Here is a 16,820-nt window from a genome sequence, read left to right on the forward strand (position 1 = left end):
CTGACCGCTACCTCGCCAACGACTTGAGGTGGGCGCTGATCACTTTGATGTCGATCTCGGCGCTGACGACGGTGGCGCGGGCTTTGGCGAGGCGCACCTCGGCTTTCATCAGCTCGCGTTTGAGCGTGTCGAGTTCGTCGGTCGTGGTGCGTGGGTTGCGTGCGGTAGCGGGTGATTCGGAGGTGCCGTTGTTCATGGTGAATTTCTTTGGATTATGAATGCGCCGGTCAGCGGAGTGCTGACCGGCGCCGCTGATTGAAGCGGCTCGCGTGCGCCTGGCACGCGAGCGCGCCTACCGGAAACGGGGGATCACGCCTCCCGAAAGAAAGGGAGCGGCCCGCAGGCCGCTCCCCGTGTGTGACTCAGTTGTTCGCGAACTCGCTCGCGAGACTCCAGAGCGCCTTGTTGAGCTTCTGGCCCTCGCTCAAGCCGCCCACCGCGCGCGTCCGGTTGCGGCGGATGCCCATGCCGGCAGTGTAGCCCATGTAGCGGTCACCGCCTCGGATCAGGTGTTCCTGAACCACATTGAAGGTAGTCCAGAGGTCCGTGGCGGCATCGCCGTATCGCACCGGCGCCAGCAACTTCTCAGGGCTAAGGAGCTTCATGACGGGCTGATCGGCATCCCAACGAAGGCCCGCCGCGCGCCGGGCGAACTCGACGCGGGCGGCCTGCGGGAGCTGAACCGCCTGCCACTTGGCGACGGCCTCCAGCATGCGCGGCGTGTTCTCGGCGACGGACTGTGCTGCCTTGGCGAAAGCGTCGGCGGAAATGTCCACGTGCCGGATCGAGACATGGGCAAAGTCGGCATCCGCGACGGTCAGACCGTTGCGGCACACCAACCGATACAGGCCCGCGGCGAGGCGGCCAAGGTATCACCCAAGCTTCTCCAAGCTGGCGCCGATTTGTCGGATACGGCGATCCGCTCGGGCGAAACCCACCATCTCACCGAACTCGGCCACGCTGTCGAATTGCTCGCGGGACTCGATCCGCGCCGGTTGCGCGGTGCTTCGGTTACGCCGATTGGTGAAGCTGCACGCCTTGGTCTACATGCTCCGGCATCCCCGCGAAGCCTACCGCAGCCGCGAAGTGAGGGCGCATTTCGTCAGATTCGGTCTTCGGATTAGTTCGCTAGACTTCCGGCGCTTCTGCAAACGCCACGGCATCCGGCACGACGAACGCGCCGGCCGTCCTCGGGATCACGCGAGCGCGCGAGCTGCCGGCTAACCAGGGGCCAGGGGCCGGACTCGACCCCAGTTAGGCGCTGGCGGCGTTCGGGGCCGCGCGCGCCGTGGCAAAGCGTCGCAGGGAACGGCGCGCGAAGCTCCGGCGACACCCTCCAAGCCCAGCCCATCTTACGTTGCGCCCCTTCGAAGCTGATCGGGACGGAGACTTGCGCCACGGCAAGGACGGCTGAAATCGCTCGCACCAACAACCTAACGCAGGATCAAGCCGCTACACTTTTGGCGGTTTGATGCTTCGCCCAATTGCCGCACCGACGGCCGCCCCGAAGGCAACGCCGACAGGACCGCCAGCCAATCCAAACAATCCGCCGAGTATCCCGCCCGCCGCGGCGTTGTCGTCACGCATTTTGCCCTTCACGGCTTTCGAGTAGGGGGCGCGACTTGTGCCATTCCATTTTCGCGCGGTTCGGGTGGTGAAATCGCTCTTGTCCCGATTGCAGCGAATACATGCTGGAAACAAGTTGTTGCGATGGTCGGTGCCGCCACATGCGCGGGGACGCGAATGTTCCACTTCCCATGATCCGCGATTCCCGAGAGACGCGTAGTTTTTGAACGACAATTTGCAGTGGCAGATATGGCAATACCCGTCGGTGCGTTCGTAGATGGTGCGGAGCAGGGTGACTTCGTAGGGCATAAGAATCGATTGCTTGGTCAAATCGTCCGGATCGGCGGCGTCATCAGAGTCGGGGAAACAGCAGCAATGTCAGAACTCCGAAAGGGCCGAGTCGCACCGCCTGCTCAACGATCACACAGTTTCGCGGCGATGAGGCCGTGACATGCGCGAACCAGAAGCTTGCGGTTGATGGCGCTTCGAAAACGGGGCTCAGGCCGCCACCCGAAACCGCCTCGTGCGCGGTTCTGGATGCGAAGCCCTCCGGCAGCGCGGTGACTTCGGGTGCATTGCCGTAATCATAGCCAAGTTTTCGCAACATCGGAGAAATCGCGGGCCACGGTCGCTTGCCGGGTCGGAACATCATCGCCGCACACGGCACCGGGCACTCTTCGACGTAACGGATGGCTGTCGCTTGTGCGGAGACGTTGAAGGTGCTGCTTAGATTGAGGAGCCCTTGTAGGCCGGGCTTCTCTTTCGTCGCCGCTTTTCTGAAATCGTGCTGCGGCATCAACAGGTGGGAAGAAAATGTGTTGGCTTCCGTTTCGATCACGGAGTTGCCCGCCTTGTCGATGAACGACCGGTGCGCGGGCACCCGGCCGGATGCGAGTGCGTTCCGGTGCTCGTCGATGAAGTAGTGACCAAGTTCGTGGCCGACGGTGAAGCGTGCTCGGGTTGAACCTGGGTAATCCGTTTCCCGCACGTTGCAGTAAATGTGAAACTGCCCCCTCCGGTGTTCGAGCACGCCGTCAAAAGCGTTCCCATAGTCGCCGGTCGAAAAGGTGATGCCCTGATCCTCGATGAGCGGTGTTGGTTGCACTGGAATGACGCTCCCGACATCCGCAAAAGCGGTTTCAGCGAGGTCGGCGATCCAGCGCCGCCGAGTAACGCTCAACTCCGTGTAGGCCATTAGCGTTTTTTCTTGGCCTTCGCTTCGGCGGCGGCGCGGTGCTCGTCCATCCGCTGGCGGACCTCGGCATCGATCTCGCCGCCGTTACGGGCGGCCAAGGCGAGATCTTTCGCGAGCGCCGCGCTTTCAAACGGAAGGATTTTAGAAGCTTCGACTGGCTGGTCGCTCTTTTTGCCCCGCAAAAACTGTCGAAAGCTATTCACGTCGGGCGTGGGCAGTCGGGAATCGTCGACGGCGGCTTCAATGCGATCGATGTCTTCCGGCGTTTCGGGAAAGGCGAGGCCGTCCTGCTTCATCATGTCGCGCAGGGCACGCTTCGTAGCGGCGAGGGTGGCTTTGTTCGTTGGAATGGGCTTGTTCATGTCTTTCGGGTGCTGACGGGGCATTGGCGGACGAGGGGGATTACTCGTTATCGAGCACGTGTTGCTTCATGCGCTCCAAGAGGCGGGAGCGTTGAGTTCGAAGTGAAATCTTGGTCATACCCAGCTCGGCGCAGAGTGCTTCCAAGACAGCCTTCGGCATGACGGTTTGCCCGGTGCGGCGGTCGTAATACTGCATGGTGTTGTAGAGAATCGCTTGGTCGTGGGGTGCCAGGCCGGAAACGAACGCACGAATGAGTGCGATCCGGCGGTGGGTCGGGGGCTCGGCCGCTTCGGTGTCCACCGGGTCGAGCGCCACGATGGCGCCCACGGTCTCGACATCGAATTCACAACGCTCTTCGCGCTCGGCGTATTCGCTGCGATAGGCGTCGATGCAGACGTTCTTCAGAATACAATAGAGCCAGAACTTGACGTGCTTGGTTTTCTCCGCGTCGGAGAGTTCCTTTTTTAACGGTCCGAACGTCTTCGCCGCGCGGAGAGCTTTCTGGAAGGTTTTCTTAACCAAATCCTCATGATTCTGGCGGTAGAGAAGAAAGCTTTTAGCGCACCAGCCGGTCATCTTTTTGGAGTGGCGCCGATACAACTCGGCCGCGGCGTCTTCGGCCATGATGGGCTCGTCGTCATCGAATCCCATGTAGGTCACCAGGGATTCATCCGTCTCGTTTTCCATGACTACTTTGTTTGCCGCACGTTCGGGAGGCTCTCGCTGAAGTTTTGGGAGGGATAAACCGTTCATCACTACTCTAACGAGAAGGCGTTACAGGGGACCGGCGAAAGGCGGCGTGTAACGGGGTCCCGTTGTAGGGGTGAAGGACAATCAGTCCTCTCTTTCAAACCATTAACCGAGGCAACACTATGTCAGACAAGAATCAACCCAACGCCGGCCCCGATGCCGGTCTCGTCGACGAGGTCGATCTGGAGCAGGTCGCTAAAGCGGGCGGAAAGCCGCCGAAGGCCAAGCGTTACCGCATCCGCATCGACGATCAATACTACGTCGTGAGCCAAGGCTCCATGACTGGCGCCGAGTTGCTGAAACTCGCCAGTAAAACGCCCCCGGAAAATTACATTCTGACCCAAAAGCTCCGGGGGGGCGTGATCAAGACTATCGGCCTGTCGGATGTCGTGGATTTCACCACGCCCGGCATCGAGCGTTTCAACACCCTGCCGCGGCAGGTGCAGGAGGGTTGAAGCCCATGAGGCATGATTTTTCTTTGCCCGAGGAGGACGAGGAAAGCCTCAATGCCTTGGGCATCCCATGGGAAACGATCCGTGACGGGGGCAACCAATGGTTGCTCCTTCACGAGATGCCGTTTCGTGAGGGCTTCAACCATCGCACGGGGTCCGTTGCCGTGCAGATTCCGCCCAGTTATCCGACCGCTGGCCTCGATATGGCCTATTTCTTTCCCCATCTAGCAAGGCTCGACGGGAAGACTATCGGGCAAACTCAGTGCAAGCAGCCGATTGACGGTAAGCAATGGCAGCGGTGGTCCCGGCACTACTCCTGGGTGCCGGGCGTGCACAGCGTCTCAACTCATGTGGTCCTCATCCATCGGTGGCTGGAAGCCGCCACAAACTAATGCTTCGTCAACCCGAGATCATTCTCCGCCTTACGGCGACCCAGCACGACCAACTCAAGCGAACCCTCTTTCCCGGTGACGGCAAAGAATCGGTCGCGGTGGCGCTCTGCGGCACGCATCGTAGCGCCCAACGCACCGTGCTCAGCGTGCATCGGATCAACGCCGTGCCGGACGAAAGTTGCACCGAGCGGAGTGCGGTTTCCGTCGTTTGGCCGACCGAACCACAGGTGCCGCTCTTCTCAGAGGGCGCGAGAAAAAAGATGGTGGTGCTGAAAATTCACAGTCATCCGTCGGGATTTCCCCGGTTTTCTGGCCTGGATGACAAAGCCGACCGTGCCTTGCTCGGGAGCTTGCTCAAGCTCGCGCCGAACGAAATCGGCCATGCGAGTGCCGTGATGCTGCCCGAGGGGAAAATCTTCGCGCGTCTCCTCGGGGGTGAGGGGCGATTTTCGAAAATCGCTCGCGTGGTGGTCGTGGGCGATGAAATCGTCAGCTTTGAGGACAGCCGTTCGATCAAGGGAGCGCTGTTTGATGAAGCCTTCCTGCGGACGCAGCAGGCATTCGGTGCCAGAACGGCTTCGATGCTCTCGAAAATGCGCGTTGGCGTCGTGGGTTGTTCTGGCACGGGGAGCTGGGTCGTCGAAATGCTGTCTCGACTCGGTGTTGGTGAACTCGTGCTCGTTGATCCCGATGTGATCGAGCGGAAGAACCTCAACCGTATCCTCAACAGCGTGGCGAGCGACGCCGCGGCGGCGCGCCCCAAAGTGAAGGTGTTCGCCCGTGCCATCCGACGCCTGGGTCTTGGCACGAAGGTGACGAGTTATCAGACAGACATTCTCCAGCGCAAAGTTGTCCACTCCTTGGCGGGCTGTGATTTTCTGTTCGGTTGCGTCGATTCTGCCGATGGCCGGGACGCGCTGAATCGGGTCGCTGCCTTTTACATCATCCCCTACGTTGATGTGGGTGTGCTCCTGCAAGCGGATGGGAAAGGCAGCGTGCAACAGGTCTGCGCCGCGGTTCACTATTTGATTCCCGACGGCTCAAGCCTCCTCAGCCGCCGCGTCATCACTGCTGAGCAGGTGCGCGCTGAATCGCTACGCCGGCGCTCTCCCGATCAATATGCGGCCTTGCGGAAGGAAGGCTACATTCAGGGCGTAAATGTCGATAGCCCGGCCGTGATCAGCATCAACGGGTTTGCGGCGAGTCATGCGGTGAACGAGATGCTGGCCCGGATTCATCCGTTCCGACGCGATGCCAACGGCGAATTTCGTGCGCAGACTTTTTCGTTGTCTGACGGTGCGTGGTTGAGGATCGAAGACGGTCCGGTATGCCCGTTTCTTAGCAAGCGGACCGGTCGTGGAGATTGTGAGCCGATGCTCGATAACTCGGAACTGTCATGACCAAGAAATTCCTGCGCTGGATCGAACGCCTCTTTCGCACGACCAAGGATAGCGCCGAGGCGTTCCAATGGGCCAAGGTTGAACATTTGCCGACGCCGTTGGCGGAGAAAAAAATTTACGTGCTGGGAGACGACGAATGTGAATGGGCGGCTGCGATGGCCTGTCCTTGCGGCTGTGGATCGACCATTCACCTAAGCTTGGCTCCCGATAGTCGGCCCACTTGGCGCGTGCGGCGTCACCGCAACGGCACGGTCAGTCTCTTGCCCTCGGTTTGGAGAACCGTCGGCTGCCGGAGCCATTTTGTGCTCTACAAGGGCCGAATCTTTTGGTGCCGCAACGAGCCTTTCGAATAGAAAGGCCGCGTGCCTTATGAGGCCGGCGCGGTGAGGCTTGCCGCGCGTTACTTCACTGCCCTGCGGTCATGGTGTTGGTGCTCCCGGGGTTCATGGTGGTCGCCGTGAGGTTGGCGTTTGTCGTCAGAGGGTTAGTGTTGGTCGTCGGAAGGTTTAGGTTTGTCGTCAGAGGGTTAAGGTTTGTCGCCACGAGGTTTGTATTGGTCGCCACGGGGTTAGTGTTTGTCGCCGGAAGGTTAGTGTTGGTCGTCGGAGGGTTAGTTTTGGGCGACGGAGGGTTAGTGTTGGTCGTCCCGAGGTTAGTGTTGGTCGCCACAAGGGTCAGATTGGCACAAAACGCCGGAATAAGGGCTCCGCCCGAAAGCGTCTGTGCCAACGCGTGCGGGAACGTCTTGGCGCCCTCTTCGTGCGTGCGGCAAGTCGGCGATTCGTCGCGGCGACTTCAAAGGCAGCGCGGACGGACCGCCGACGAAAGCGTTCATGCGCGACGCGTGCCGGACGCCCACTACCATGACCCGCCGCCTGGCGGTCGCGATGAGCGAAACGGTTTTCTCCTCCCCGCGGCGGAACGTCGGCCGTTCATTTGCGTGAACCTTCAACGGGGGATACGTTCTCACAACTCTCGGCAACAGAGTGAGTCAGCCGCTTCCCGCCCCTGCTCCGGACCCTTTCCCGTCCCTCATCCGGCCGGCGAAACCCGGCGGCACCGGCGAAAAACGACCCCTCCCTTTACCTATGAAAAAGAAAAACACGCGGCAGCTCGGCATGATCGGATTGGGGCGGATGGGCGGCGCGATGGTCCGGCGCCTCCTCAAGGACGGCCACCGGTGCGTCGTCTTCGACCGCTCGCCCAAGGCCGTCCAAGCGTTGACGAAATTCAAGGCCACCGGCGCGTCCTCCCTCGCCGATCTCGTGAACAAACTTCAGCGACCGCGCGCGATCTGGCTGATGGTCCCGGCGGCAGTCGTCGATGCCACCATCGCCGATCTGACGCCGTTGCTCGATCCCGGCGACATCCTCCTCGACGGCGGCAATTCCTACTACGTTGACGATCTCCGTCGCGCCAAGGAGCTCGCGCAGCAGGGGCTGCATTACGTCGATGTCGGCACCAGCGGCGGAGTGTGGGGCGGCGACCGCGGCTATTGCCAGATGATCGGCGGCGAGGCCGCGATCGTGAAGCATCTCGATCCGATCTTCGCCTCCCTCGCGCCGGGCCGCGGCGATATTCCGCGCACGGCAGGCCGGAAGAAACCGGGCAACACCGCCGAGCAGGGCTACCTGCACTGCGGCCCGAACGGCGCGGGCCACTTCGTGAAGATGGTCCACAACGGCATCGAATACGGCATGATGGCCGCCTACGCCGAGGGCCTCGCGGTGTTGCGCGCGGCGAACGTCGGTCATCAAACGATGAAGGTGAGCGCCGAGACGACTCCATTGCGCCACCCGGCAAACTACCAGTTTGACCTGCCGCTGGATGACATCGCCGAAGTGTGGCGGCGCGGCAGCGTAATCGCATCGTGGCTGCTCGATCTGACGGCCAACGCGCTGGCGGCCGACACACATCTTACGCAGTTCGAAGGGCGGGTGTCCGATTCCGGCGAAGGTCGCTGGACGGTGAAGGCCGCCATCGACGAAGGGGTGCCGGTGCCCGTGCTCAGCGCGGCACTTTACGCGCGGTTCAGCTCGCGCGGGCAAGCGGACTATCAGGACAAAATCCTTTCGGCCCTCCGCTTCCAATTCGGCGGTCACGCCGAGGAGCCCATTCACTGAGAACGCCCCAACCGATGAAATTAAAATCTCCCGCCGCACCGTCCAGGACACCCGACCACGCATCCGGACAACTCGACCCAACCGTGTTCGCCATCTTCGGCGGCGGCGGCGATCTGACGTGGCGGAAACTGATCCCGGCGCTGTTCGACCTCTCGCAGGATCGCAGCCTGCCCGGGAAATTTTCGATCATCGTCATCGATCGCATGAAGCTCGGCGATCGCGCGCTGCGGTCCCGCCTGCGCGACGGCGTCGGACGTTTCTCGCGTTTCGGCAAACCGCCCGCCGCCGCGTGGGACGCGTTCGCCGCGCATGTCTTTTATCAACAGGGCGACTTCAAGGATGCGGGCACCTACACCGCGCTCGGCAAGCGTTGTCTCGCGCTGGAGAAGTCCTGGGGCACCCGTGCGCATCGCATTTTCTATATGGCGACGCCGCCTTCGATGTTTGGCGAGATCCCCAAATATCTCGGACAAGCCGGCCTCGCGCAGGATCGGGAGTGGTCCCGCATCGTCGTGGAAAAACCCATCGGCTACGACCTCGAGTCGGCGCGCGCGCTCAACACGGTGTTGGGCGCCAGCTTCGCGGAGTCCCAGATTTTTCGCATCGATCACTACCTCGGGAAGGAAACGGTGCAGAACATCCTGGCGTTTCGTTTCGCGAATCCGCTGTTCGAACCGCTGTGGAATCGCCGCTATGTGGAGCATGTGACGATCACCGTGGCGGAAGCGGTGGGCGTTGAGCATCGCGGCGGTTATTACGATCACGCCGGCGCGCTGCGCGACATGGTGCAAAACCATCTCATGCAGTTGCTCTGCCTCGTCGCGATGGAGCCCATGGTGTCGTTCAAGGCGGACGAGATCCGCAACAAGAAGGTGGACGTGCTGCACGCGATCCGGCCGCTCCACCACGACCAAGTGCGGCACCAGACCGTGCGCGGACAATATGGCGCGGGGCGCAGCGCGGGGAAAAAAGTGGTCGGCTACCGGCAGGAGGATGGCGTGGCGGCGGATTCGCCGACGGAGACCTTCGCCGCCCTGAAGCTGCAGATCGACAACTGGCGCTGGCAAGGCGTGCCATTCTATCTGCGCACGGGGAAACGACTGCCGCGCCAGGCCTCCGAAGTCGTGATCCAATTCCGCGCGGTGCCGCATCAGGCGTTTCCCTCCGATACGTCGCTGCGCTGGCAACCCTCGCGGCTGACGATGGTCATCCAACCCGATGAAGGAATCGTGCTGGGATTTCAGGCGAAATATCCCGGCGCGAAAATGCAGCTGCGGCCGGTGGACATGCGATTCAACTACCGCGACAGCTTCTCCGCCCCCTCGCCCGACGCCTATGAAACGTTGCTGTGGGACGTGATGAAGAACGACGCCACGCTCTTCATGCGCGCCGACCAGATCGAAGCGGCGTGGCGCTTGCTGAAACCGGTGCTCGACATGTGGTCGGCCACGCCGCCGAGCGATTTCCCCAACTATGCCGCCGGCACGTGGGGTCCGGAAGCCGCGCAAGACCTGCTCGAGCCCGGGCACCACTGGCCGGTGCCAATCGATTTGCGAGCCGTCGAGGTCAAGACGCCGCCCGCACGCTCCAGGAAGGTGCGCCGATGAGAACGCCGCGCCGGATCAAAACATTGTTCGTCGACATCGGCGGCGTGCTGCTCACCAACGGCTGGGATCATCCCGCGCGCCGGCGCGCCGCCCGGCACTTCCAGCTCGACGCGGCGGAAATGGAGGCGCGGCATCACTTGAGTTTCGAGACCTTCGAGATCGGCCGGCTGACGCTGGACGCCTACTTGAATCGCGTGGTCTTTCACCAACCGCGCCAATTCACCCGCGCGCAATTCCGGCATTTTCTTTTCGCCCAATCGCAACCGCTGTCCGACATGCTCGCTTTGGTTCGCGCGCTGAAAGTCCGCCACGGGCTCAAGGTGGTTGTCGTGAGCAACGAAGCCCGCGAGCTCAATGCGCACCGGATCCGCACCTTTAAGCTCACGGACTTCGTGGACGTGTTTGTCTCCTCCTGCTTCGTGCAGCTCCGGAAGCCCGATCCCGCCATCTTTCGCCTCGCGCTCGACCTCGCCCAAACGCCCGCGAGCGAAACGATCTATCTCGAGAACACCGCCCTCTTCGTCGACGTCGCCGCGGGCCTGGGCATGCGCGGCATCGTGCACGCCGACTATGCGAGCACGCGGGTGCAACTCGCGGCGCTGGGTCTGCGCGTCGACGACGACCGTGAGCCGACTCGTAAACACCGCTAACCCAACCCCGCTTCCGCGCGGCCCGCGCAACATCGTTTTATAGAGAGGAATTATATCATGCAAAAATCATCATTAAACGAAACGGCGCGCGCCCTCTTCGCGGACGGCAAGGGACTGCTCGCGATGGACGAGAGCACGCCGACCTGCAACAAACGCTTCGCCCAGCTGGGCATCGCCCAGACCGAGGAAATGCGCCGCGCCTACCGGGAATTGATCGTCACCGCGCCGGGACTCAACGAAAGCATCGGCGGCGCTATTCTCTATGATGAGACCATCCGGCAGAAGAAGGCAGACGGCACGCCGTTTATCAAAATCCTCGAAGCCGCGGGAATCATTCCCGGCATCAAAGTCGATGCCGGCGCGAAGCCCCTCGCCGGCCATCCCGGAGAAAAGATCACCGAAGGTCTCGACGGCCTGCGCGGCCGTTTGAAGGACTATGCGGGCATGGGCGCGCGGTTCGCCAAGTGGCGCGCCGTGATCGCGATCGATGATCAACGACCCAGCCGCAGCGCACTCGAAGCCAACGCCCACGCGCTCGCTCGTTACGCCGCGCTGTGTCAGGAAGCGGGCCTCGTCCCGATCGTCGAGCCAGAGGTCTTGATGGACGGCGAGCACACCCTCGAACGCTGCGCCGCCGTGACCGCGGAAGCGCTCCATGTGGTGTTCGACCAACTGCACGGCCAACGCGTGCGACTCGAAGAAATGATCCTGAAACCCAACATGGTGCTGCCCGGTCTTGCCTGCCCGTGCCAACCCTCGGCGGATGAAGTGGCGGATGCGACGCTGACGTGCTTTCTGCGCGCCGTGCCCGCGGCGGTGCCGGCGATCGCGTTTTTGTCCGGCGGCCAATCCGCGGAACTCGCGTCCGCACGGTTGAACGAGATGAACGTGCGTTTCCAATCGCGCGCGCCTTGGGCCGTGGCGTTTTCGTTCGCCCGGGCGATCCAACAACCTGCGTTGGACTTGTGGCACGGCGATGCCGCCAACGTCGCCGCCGCGCAAAAGGCCCTCGTGCATCGCGCCCGTTGCAACCGCGCGGCGCGCCGCGGCGACTACAGCGCGGCCATGGAGAAGTGAGCACGGCGACACCTCGCACCGTGATCCGTTCGCTGCGCCGTCCGCCCATCCTGGCGACCAGCAGCGTTCTCGGACGGTTCGCCTGACTTTACGGGCTGCCCCGGCGTAGCAACGCCTCGATCGCGCGCCGCGACGGCGCGGAGGGCTGGGCGCCTTGCTTGGTGACGGAAACCGCCGCGGCGGCCCCGGCCCAGCGCACGGCGTCGAGGAGTGGCTGCCCTTCACCCAGCGCCACCGCGAGGCTTCCGTTGAAAACATCGCCCGCCCCGGTGGTGTCGACCGGCTTCACCTTGAAGCCCGCGATCCGCTGCTGGCCGGCGGCATTCGCGACCCAGGCGCCGCGGGCGCCCAGCGTGATGATCACAGTCCCGACGCCGCGCGCCCGCAGACGGTCCGCCGCCCGAGCCGCACTCGCATCGTCGGTGATGGACACGCCGGTCAGCAGCTCCGCCTCGGTTTCATTCGGCGTGAGAATGGAAACCCGGTGCAAGAGCGCATCGGGCAGCGGTTGAGCGGGCGCGGGATTCAGGATCGCGCGCACGCCGTGCGCCGCCGCCCACTGAATGGCCGCATTCACACCGGCAAGCGGCGTTTCCAATTGGGCGAGCAGCACGTCGGCGCCGGCGATCATCGGCCGTGCGCGTCGGATATCGGCGGGCGAAAGACGCGCGTTGGCCCCGCTCGCGACGGCGATGCTGTTCTCTCCGCCGGCGGCGACGGAGATGAGCGCCACACCCGACGGCTCGCGCGCGTCGCGGCTCACGAGACTCACGTCGATCCCGTCGGCCTCGAAACCGCGGACGGCTTGATCGCCGAAGAGATCGCGCCCCACCTTGGCGACCAACGTCACGGCGCCGCCCGCCCGCGCCGCGGCCACCGCTTGGTTGGCGCCCTTGCCGCCTGCGGCCGTAAAAAACTTGCCGCCGAGGAGTGTCTCGCCCGGCCGCGGCAAGCGGTCGAGCCGGACGATCATGTCGGTGTTGGAACTGCCGATGACGACGATGCGCGGTTTGTTCATGCGGGAAACGGTTCAGTTAAAATGATACAACGTGGTTTCGCTCGTCAGCTCGCCGCGCGCACCGCGATGGGCTCGATCGTTCGAATCACACCCAGCCGGCCGATCAGGGCGCAGACCACGACAAACGCCACCAGATGCACGAACGCGCACACGGCGAAGACGGGCGTGAACGACACGTTCTGCACCGTCCAGCCGATCGCGAGTTGCGTGCCGATGCCCGCGACGCCACCGAGCGCCCCCGCGAAACCCGACACCGAACCGATGACGTGATTGGGCAAAACTTCCGCGGGCAACGTCATGTTGGCCCACGCGCCGTGACTGAACATCGCGATGCTGATCAGCGCCACCGCGAGCGCCGGGCTGGCGACCTGCGTTATCAACAGGCAACAGACCGGCATCAGGCAGGAAGCGATCAGCATGACGCCTTTACGGGCGCGGTTGAGCGTCCAGCCGTGCCGGATCAGAGCCGCGGGCACGGCACCGCCGGCGAGGTTGCCCACCGCGGCGGCGACGAAAGGGATCCAGCTATATAAACCGAGTTCCGCCAGATTGAAGCCGCGTTCCTGTTGGAGGAATTTCGGCGTCCAGAAAATGAAGAAATATGAAATCGGATCCGTCAGCACGCGGGCCAGAATGCAGCCCCACGCCTGACGCGTCGCCAGCAGTCTCCTGATCGACACGCGCGGTCGCACGGCGGGCGGCGGCGTGCCTTCCTCGATCAGTGCCAGCTCCTCGGCACTGAGCAACGGGTGATCGCGCGGCTGGCGGTAGAGGACCGTCCACAACACCAGCCAGACCAGCCCGAGCACGCCGCCGGCGATGAACGCCGACCGCCAGCCCCAGTGCAGCGCCACGAGCGCAACCATCGGCGCGGCGAGCGCGGCGCCCACCGCTGTGCCCGAGTTGAAAATACCGATCGCGAGCGCGCGTTCCCGCAACGGGAACCATTCCGTCACCGCCTTGACGCCCGCGGGAAAGTTACCCGACTCGGTGGCCCCGAGCAGGAAGCGGAAAACCGAAAACTGCGTCGCGGTGCGCGCGAAGAAATGCAGCATGTTCGCCACCGACCAACCAGAGACGAAGATCAGAAACGAGCGTCGCGTGCCGAGGAAGTCGACCAACCGCCCGCTCACGGCATACATAATTGTATAGCTGACGAGAAACGCCGACGTGATGTGCGAATATTGAATCGTGGTCAGCCCGAGTTCGTCCTGGATGGTTTGCGCCAGCACCGAAAGCGTTTGCCGGTCCAGGTAGTTGAGCCCGGAGGCGAGGCAAAGCAGGCCTGCAATATGCCAACGCAGCCCGCGGAGTTTGAATTTCATGGGGAGGGGCAAGCAGCGCAGGGTTCAGTCCCCGGTGACGTGGAGGAGAGTCAAGTGACAGCTCTCAGGATTCCATTCCGCCGTGACCTGTCCGGCCGGAGCGATGCCGATCAATCGCGCGGGATTCGTGGTCGCCAACGGCAGCACTTCCTCGAGCGCGAGGCCGCAGAAGCGCGCCGTGTTGGCGACGGCGGTATCCAACGCGAGCGAGGAGCCCGCGAGATGATTGGCGTGGGCGGCAGAGACGCGGCCGGTGACGTCGAGGACAACCTCCATGTCGCTGAGCTGATACCGCCCCGGCGGTGCGCACGCGGCGGCGACGGCATCCGTCACCAAAATCGAGCGCGCGAGACCCTTCGCGCGGATCATCGATTTGACGACCGAGGGCGGGAGGTGATGTCCGTCGACGATGAGGCTGGCGCTCAAACCGTCCTCCGCGAGCTGCTCCCAAATCACGTTGGGATGACGCGGAAGCTGGGCCGGGCAACCGTTGCCCAGATGCGTGGACAACGTCGCGCCCGCGCTCACCGCGTCGCGAATCTGCTCCCGCCCGGCGAGCGTGTGGCCGACGGCGACGCGAATTCCGCGCGCCGCCAGCGCTTCGATCAACGCGAGCGCGCCCGGCACTTCCGGCGCGAGCGTGACCAGGACGATGCGCCCGCCCGCCGCATCCTGCCGGCGGAGAAAATCATCGAGCGAGGGCGGAATCACATGGGCGAGCGGATGGGCGCCGCGGGCGCCGTCGATCGGCGAGAGGTAAGGACCCTCCATGTGCAGACCAGCGATCGCTGGATCGTTGCACGCGGCGAGGGCGCGAGCACACGCCGCGAAGCGCTCGAACGACGACGTGATCAACGTGGGCAGGCAACGCGTGACCCCGCGCGTGCGCATCGCTGCGAAGGCGGTCGCGAGCTGCTCGGGAGGGCGGCCCGGCGTGTTGAAATCGATTCCAGCGAAGCCGTTGACCTGCAGATCGACCAGACCGGGAAACGAAATTCTCACGGCGGAAATTCGTCTCCGGTGACGGGTCGGCGTTGCAGCAGCGAGGCCGACGCGGGTTCGAGGTAGAGCGTCGCCGCCGGATGCGTGCGCAAGATGGAAGCCGGCGCGAGCGGGCTCACCGGACCCTCGAGGCAACGCTGCACCGCGGGGGCTTTGCGCGCATCGGGCACGAAAACGACGATGGCGTTCGCCTTGAGCAATTGCCGCACGGAGATCGAGATCGCGCGTTCGGGCACGTCGGCGAGCGTTTTGAACCAGCCCTCACCCACCTGCTGCCGCCGGCATGCTTCATCCAGTTTCACCACGTGATACGGTTGCTCCGTCACAAAGTCGGCCGGCGGGTCGTTGAAGGCGAGGTGACCGTTTTCGCCGATGCCGGCAAACGCCACGTCGATCGGCGCGGCCGCGAGCAACGCCCCGACTTCTCGGCAAATCTTCTCCGGGTCCGTTTCCCCGTCGAGCAGGTGATAATGCTGGATGCCCGTTTTCCGAATGATCCGCTCGAGGAGATAGCGCCGGAAACTCGCCGGATGATCGAGGCTGAGGCCCACGTATTCATCGAGGTGAAACATCTCCACCTTGTCCCAGGCGATGCCGGTCTCGCGCAGCAGCGCATTGACGAATGCGAGTTGCGATTCGCCCGTGGCGGCGAGGATGCGGGCGTGGCCGCGCGCAGCGATCGCGTTGCGAATGAGCGTGGCCGCCTCACTGGCAGCGGCGACGCCCATCGTGGCTTTGTCTTCGAAAAAGCGGAGTTTCATGAAAGAGGAGGAGGCTGTCCGAAGGCCGAGCCGTCGGGCGATCGCGTGACATCGATCAACGAAGGCGGGCTAGGAGCGTCCGCCGCAAAACTGCCGCGAGCCGCCCCGCCAAAGCGAACCCAATCTCCCGCGTCTCAGAGATAAAGCATCGCGCCGCGCGTCAAAGGAGGCGGCTGACAATCACCAGTGAGCCTCACAGCCGCCGCGGGATTTCCATCGTGAGCAATTCCGAACCGATCGCGTGAGCCATTGTCCGCGCTGCTGTCAAAAATTCGCGCCCCACCAATTCACGTGCTTCTGAAATGCCTGCGAGCCTGCTGAGTGTCACCCGTGGCTCCCTTTGAGCGAGGTGGAATGCTGCCAACCGAACAACCAACAAAAGACGGCCAGTCCCCCTCTCGCAGACGTCCTTGTCATGTCTTCGAACTCACCGGTCTGCCCCGCAATGCGTCTGCTCCGAATTGGCGCGGCAACGCGATGATCGACCGCCGTCGGAATCGGTGCCGAGTCGGTGACTCCTGCGCAGGCGAACGCTTTGCCCTGCTTTCACAGATAAAACATTGCTTTGGCCAGAATCACGATCGCGAGCATGAGGACGGCGACGATGCGGTGCGTATAGCGGAAGCGGCACAAATCCATCGTGCCTTTGAATGAAGCGCGGATCGCGGCAACGAAGATTCCCAGCACCCCGAACGCCAGCACGACTTTGGTCGTCAGCAAAATCCCGAAACGCGTGTGGAAAAAGTCCGGCTGATTCGCGAACCGCACCCAAAACATCGCCCCGCCCGTCAGAAACAAGAGGCCGACGATCACCGGCATGAAGCCACGAACACGCCGCGGAATTTCTGTGGCCAGCAGCTGCGACAATTCCCGCGGGAGCCGTTTCTCCAACGGCTCGATGACCAACACTTCGAAGAACACCGCCCCGATGAACGTGATCGCGCACAGCAAATGAACAGTAAGGATGATGCCGTAGTAGGAGGCCATGGTGAAGGGCGGAACCGTCGCGCTCCGGAGCAAGAAACCACGGAGCGCGGGCGGCCCGGCCATCATCGCGCATCGTGCCGCTCCATGCCTTGACCCAAATCAACACGCCCGGACTTTCCCGCTCCACGCGCGCGCCCGGCCGACGCCGCCGC

Annotated in this window: 19 protein-coding genes; 8 read left to right on the forward strand and 11 right to left on the reverse strand. The window is 63.2% G+C overall.

The window, feature by feature from the left end:
• Positions 1-7 precede the first annotated feature (7 nt).
• From K0B96_RS16285 to K0B96_RS16310, 6 genes are all read right to left on the reverse strand, one after another.
• The gene (locus tag K0B96_RS16285; protein ID WP_220161945.1) at positions 8-196 is read right to left on the reverse strand and encodes a hypothetical protein; all 189 of its coding nucleotides are present in this window, start codon (positions 194-196) and stop codon (positions 8-10) included.
• A gap of 166 nt (positions 197-362) precedes the next feature.
• Positions 363-848 carry a DUF932 domain-containing protein gene (locus K0B96_RS16290; RefSeq protein ID WP_255558938.1) on the reverse strand — a complete coding sequence of 162 codons (486 nt, stop codon included), beginning with the start codon at positions 846-848 and terminating at the stop codon, positions 363-365.
• Positions 849-1,452: 604 nt separating this feature from the next.
• Positions 1,453-1,875, reverse strand: coding sequence for an HNH endonuclease (locus tag K0B96_RS16295; RefSeq protein WP_220161946.1), 423 nt, complete (start codon positions 1,873-1,875; stop codon positions 1,453-1,455).
• 43 nt (positions 1,876-1,918) lie between these two features.
• A complete protein-coding gene (locus tag K0B96_RS16300; protein WP_220161947.1) occupies positions 1,919-2,761 on the reverse strand; it encodes an ImmA/IrrE family metallo-endopeptidase in 843 nt (280 codons plus the stop codon).
• Complete coding sequence (locus K0B96_RS16305; protein ID WP_220161948.1) at positions 2,761-3,123, reverse strand: hypothetical protein; 363 nt, start codon at positions 3,121-3,123, stop codon at positions 2,761-2,763. Before K0B96_RS16305 ends, K0B96_RS16300 begins: the two co-directional genes overlap by 1 nt.
• Before the next feature lie 40 nt (positions 3,124-3,163).
• The gene (locus tag K0B96_RS16310; protein WP_220161949.1) at positions 3,164-3,811 is read right to left on the reverse strand and encodes an RNA polymerase sigma factor; all 648 of its coding nucleotides are present in this window, start codon (positions 3,809-3,811) and stop codon (positions 3,164-3,166) included.
• A gap of 185 nt (positions 3,812-3,996) precedes the next feature.
• On the opposite strand from K0B96_RS16310, the gene K0B96_RS16315 reads away from it, so the two are divergent.
• The 8 genes from K0B96_RS16315 to K0B96_RS16350 all read left to right on the forward strand — a co-directional run bounded on the left by K0B96_RS16315 (position 3,997) and on the right by K0B96_RS16350 (position 11,575).
• Positions 3,997-4,329 carry a multiubiquitin domain-containing protein gene (locus K0B96_RS16315; RefSeq protein WP_220161950.1) on the forward strand — a complete coding sequence of 111 codons (333 nt, stop codon included), beginning with the start codon at positions 3,997-3,999 and terminating at the stop codon, positions 4,327-4,329.
• 5 nt (positions 4,330-4,334) lie between these two features.
• Positions 4,335-4,718, forward strand: coding sequence for an E2/UBC family protein (locus K0B96_RS16320; RefSeq protein ID WP_220161951.1), 384 nt, complete (start codon positions 4,335-4,337; stop codon positions 4,716-4,718).
• Positions 4,694-6,118: a ThiF family adenylyltransferase gene (locus K0B96_RS16325; protein ID WP_220161952.1), complete on the forward strand. Its 1,425-nt coding sequence runs from the start codon at positions 4,694-4,696 to the stop codon at positions 6,116-6,118. The genes K0B96_RS16320 and K0B96_RS16325 overlap by 25 nt, the downstream gene beginning before the upstream one ends.
• Positions 6,115-6,471: a ubiquitination-like system serine protease family protein gene (locus tag K0B96_RS16330; protein ID WP_220161953.1), complete on the forward strand. Its 357-nt coding sequence runs from the start codon at positions 6,115-6,117 to the stop codon at positions 6,469-6,471. The genes K0B96_RS16325 and K0B96_RS16330 overlap by 4 nt, the downstream gene beginning before the upstream one ends.
• Positions 6,472-7,206: 735 nt before the next feature.
• Positions 7,207-8,241 (forward strand): phosphogluconate dehydrogenase (NAD(+)-dependent, decarboxylating), encoded by a 1,035-nt coding sequence (gnd, locus tag K0B96_RS16335; RefSeq protein WP_220161954.1) that lies wholly within the window; start codon positions 7,207-7,209, stop codon positions 8,239-8,241.
• A gap of 83 nt (positions 8,242-8,324) precedes the next feature.
• The gene (gene zwf, locus K0B96_RS16340) at positions 8,325-9,848 is read left to right on the forward strand and encodes a glucose-6-phosphate dehydrogenase (RefSeq protein WP_220161955.1); all 1,524 of its coding nucleotides are present in this window, start codon (positions 8,325-8,327) and stop codon (positions 9,846-9,848) included.
• Positions 9,845-10,498 carry an HAD family hydrolase gene (locus K0B96_RS16345; protein WP_220161956.1) on the forward strand — a complete coding sequence of 218 codons (654 nt, stop codon included), beginning with the start codon at positions 9,845-9,847 and terminating at the stop codon, positions 10,496-10,498. Before zwf ends, K0B96_RS16345 begins: the two co-directional genes overlap by 4 nt.
• A gap of 57 nt (positions 10,499-10,555) precedes the next feature.
• Positions 10,556-11,575 carry a class I fructose-bisphosphate aldolase gene (locus K0B96_RS16350; RefSeq protein ID WP_220161957.1) on the forward strand — a complete coding sequence of 340 codons (1,020 nt, stop codon included), beginning with the start codon at positions 10,556-10,558 and terminating at the stop codon, positions 11,573-11,575.
• 88 nt (positions 11,576-11,663) lie between these two features.
• Here K0B96_RS16350 and rbsK read toward each other — a convergent pair whose 3' ends face one another.
• The 5 genes from rbsK to K0B96_RS16375 all read right to left on the reverse strand — a co-directional run bounded on the left by rbsK (position 11,664) and on the right by K0B96_RS16375 (position 16,668).
• Complete coding sequence (gene rbsK, locus K0B96_RS16355) at positions 11,664-12,593, reverse strand: ribokinase (protein WP_220161958.1); 930 nt, start codon at positions 12,591-12,593, stop codon at positions 11,664-11,666.
• A 44-nt stretch (positions 12,594-12,637) separates the two neighbouring features.
• Positions 12,638-13,918 carry an MFS transporter gene (locus tag K0B96_RS16360; protein WP_220161959.1) on the reverse strand — a complete coding sequence of 427 codons (1,281 nt, stop codon included), beginning with the start codon at positions 13,916-13,918 and terminating at the stop codon, positions 12,638-12,640.
• A 24-nt stretch (positions 13,919-13,942) separates the two neighbouring features.
• Positions 13,943-14,920 (reverse strand): N-acetylglucosamine-6-phosphate deacetylase, encoded by a 978-nt coding sequence (locus K0B96_RS16365; protein WP_220161960.1) that lies wholly within the window; start codon positions 14,918-14,920, stop codon positions 13,943-13,945.
• Positions 14,917-15,681, reverse strand: coding sequence for a glucosamine-6-phosphate deaminase (locus K0B96_RS16370; RefSeq protein ID WP_220161961.1), 765 nt, complete (start codon positions 15,679-15,681; stop codon positions 14,917-14,919). The genes K0B96_RS16365 and K0B96_RS16370 overlap by 4 nt, the downstream gene beginning before the upstream one ends.
• A 546-nt stretch (positions 15,682-16,227) precedes the next feature.
• Positions 16,228-16,668 (reverse strand): CopD family copper resistance protein, encoded by a 441-nt coding sequence (locus K0B96_RS16375; RefSeq protein ID WP_220161962.1) that lies wholly within the window; start codon positions 16,666-16,668, stop codon positions 16,228-16,230.
• Between the last annotated feature and the right edge of the window lie 152 nt (positions 16,669-16,820).

Origin of the sequence: Horticoccus luteus (genome assembly GCF_019464535.1) — a bacterium.
Taxonomy (GTDB): domain Bacteria; phylum Verrucomicrobiota; class Verrucomicrobiia; order Opitutales; family Opitutaceae; genus Horticoccus; species Horticoccus luteus.

Coding starts and splice junctions, on each gene's coding strand:
- K0B96_RS16285 (WP_220161945.1), bottom strand. CDS start 196: ATGAACAACGGCACCTCCGAATCACCCGCTACCGCACGCAACCCACGC.
- K0B96_RS16295 (WP_220161946.1), bottom strand. CDS start 1,875: ATGCCCTACGAAGTCACCCTGCTCCGCACCATCTACGAACGCACCGAC.
- K0B96_RS16300 (WP_220161947.1), bottom strand. CDS start 2,761: ATGGCCTACACGGAGTTGAGCGTTACTCGGCGGCGCTGGATCGCCGAC.
- K0B96_RS16305 (WP_220161948.1), bottom strand. CDS start 3,123: ATGAACAAGCCCATTCCAACGAACAAAGCCACCCTCGCCGCTACGAAG.
- K0B96_RS16310 (WP_220161949.1), bottom strand. CDS start 3,811: ATGGAAAACGAGACGGATGAATCCCTGGTGACCTACATGGGATTCGAT.
- K0B96_RS16315 (WP_220161950.1), top strand. CDS start 3,997: ATGTCAGACAAGAATCAACCCAACGCCGGCCCCGATGCCGGTCTCGTC.
- K0B96_RS16320 (WP_220161951.1), top strand. CDS start 4,335: ATGAGGCATGATTTTTCTTTGCCCGAGGAGGACGAGGAAAGCCTCAAT.
- K0B96_RS16330 (WP_220161953.1), top strand. CDS start 6,115: ATGACCAAGAAATTCCTGCGCTGGATCGAACGCCTCTTTCGCACGACC.
- gnd (WP_220161954.1), top strand. CDS start 7,207: ATGAAAAAGAAAAACACGCGGCAGCTCGGCATGATCGGATTGGGGCGG.
- K0B96_RS16345 (WP_220161956.1), top strand. CDS start 9,845: ATGAGAACGCCGCGCCGGATCAAAACATTGTTCGTCGACATCGGCGGC.
- K0B96_RS16350 (WP_220161957.1), top strand. CDS start 10,556: ATGCAAAAATCATCATTAAACGAAACGGCGCGCGCCCTCTTCGCGGAC.
- rbsK (WP_220161958.1), bottom strand. CDS start 12,593: ATGAACAAACCGCGCATCGTCGTCATCGGCAGTTCCAACACCGACATG.
- K0B96_RS16360 (WP_220161959.1), bottom strand. CDS start 13,918: ATGAAATTCAAACTCCGCGGGCTGCGTTGGCATATTGCAGGCCTGCTT.
- K0B96_RS16370 (WP_220161961.1), bottom strand. CDS start 15,681: ATGAAACTCCGCTTTTTCGAAGACAAAGCCACGATGGGCGTCGCCGCT.
- K0B96_RS16375 (WP_220161962.1), bottom strand. CDS start 16,668: ATGGCCTCCTACTACGGCATCATCCTTACTGTTCATTTGCTGTGCGCG.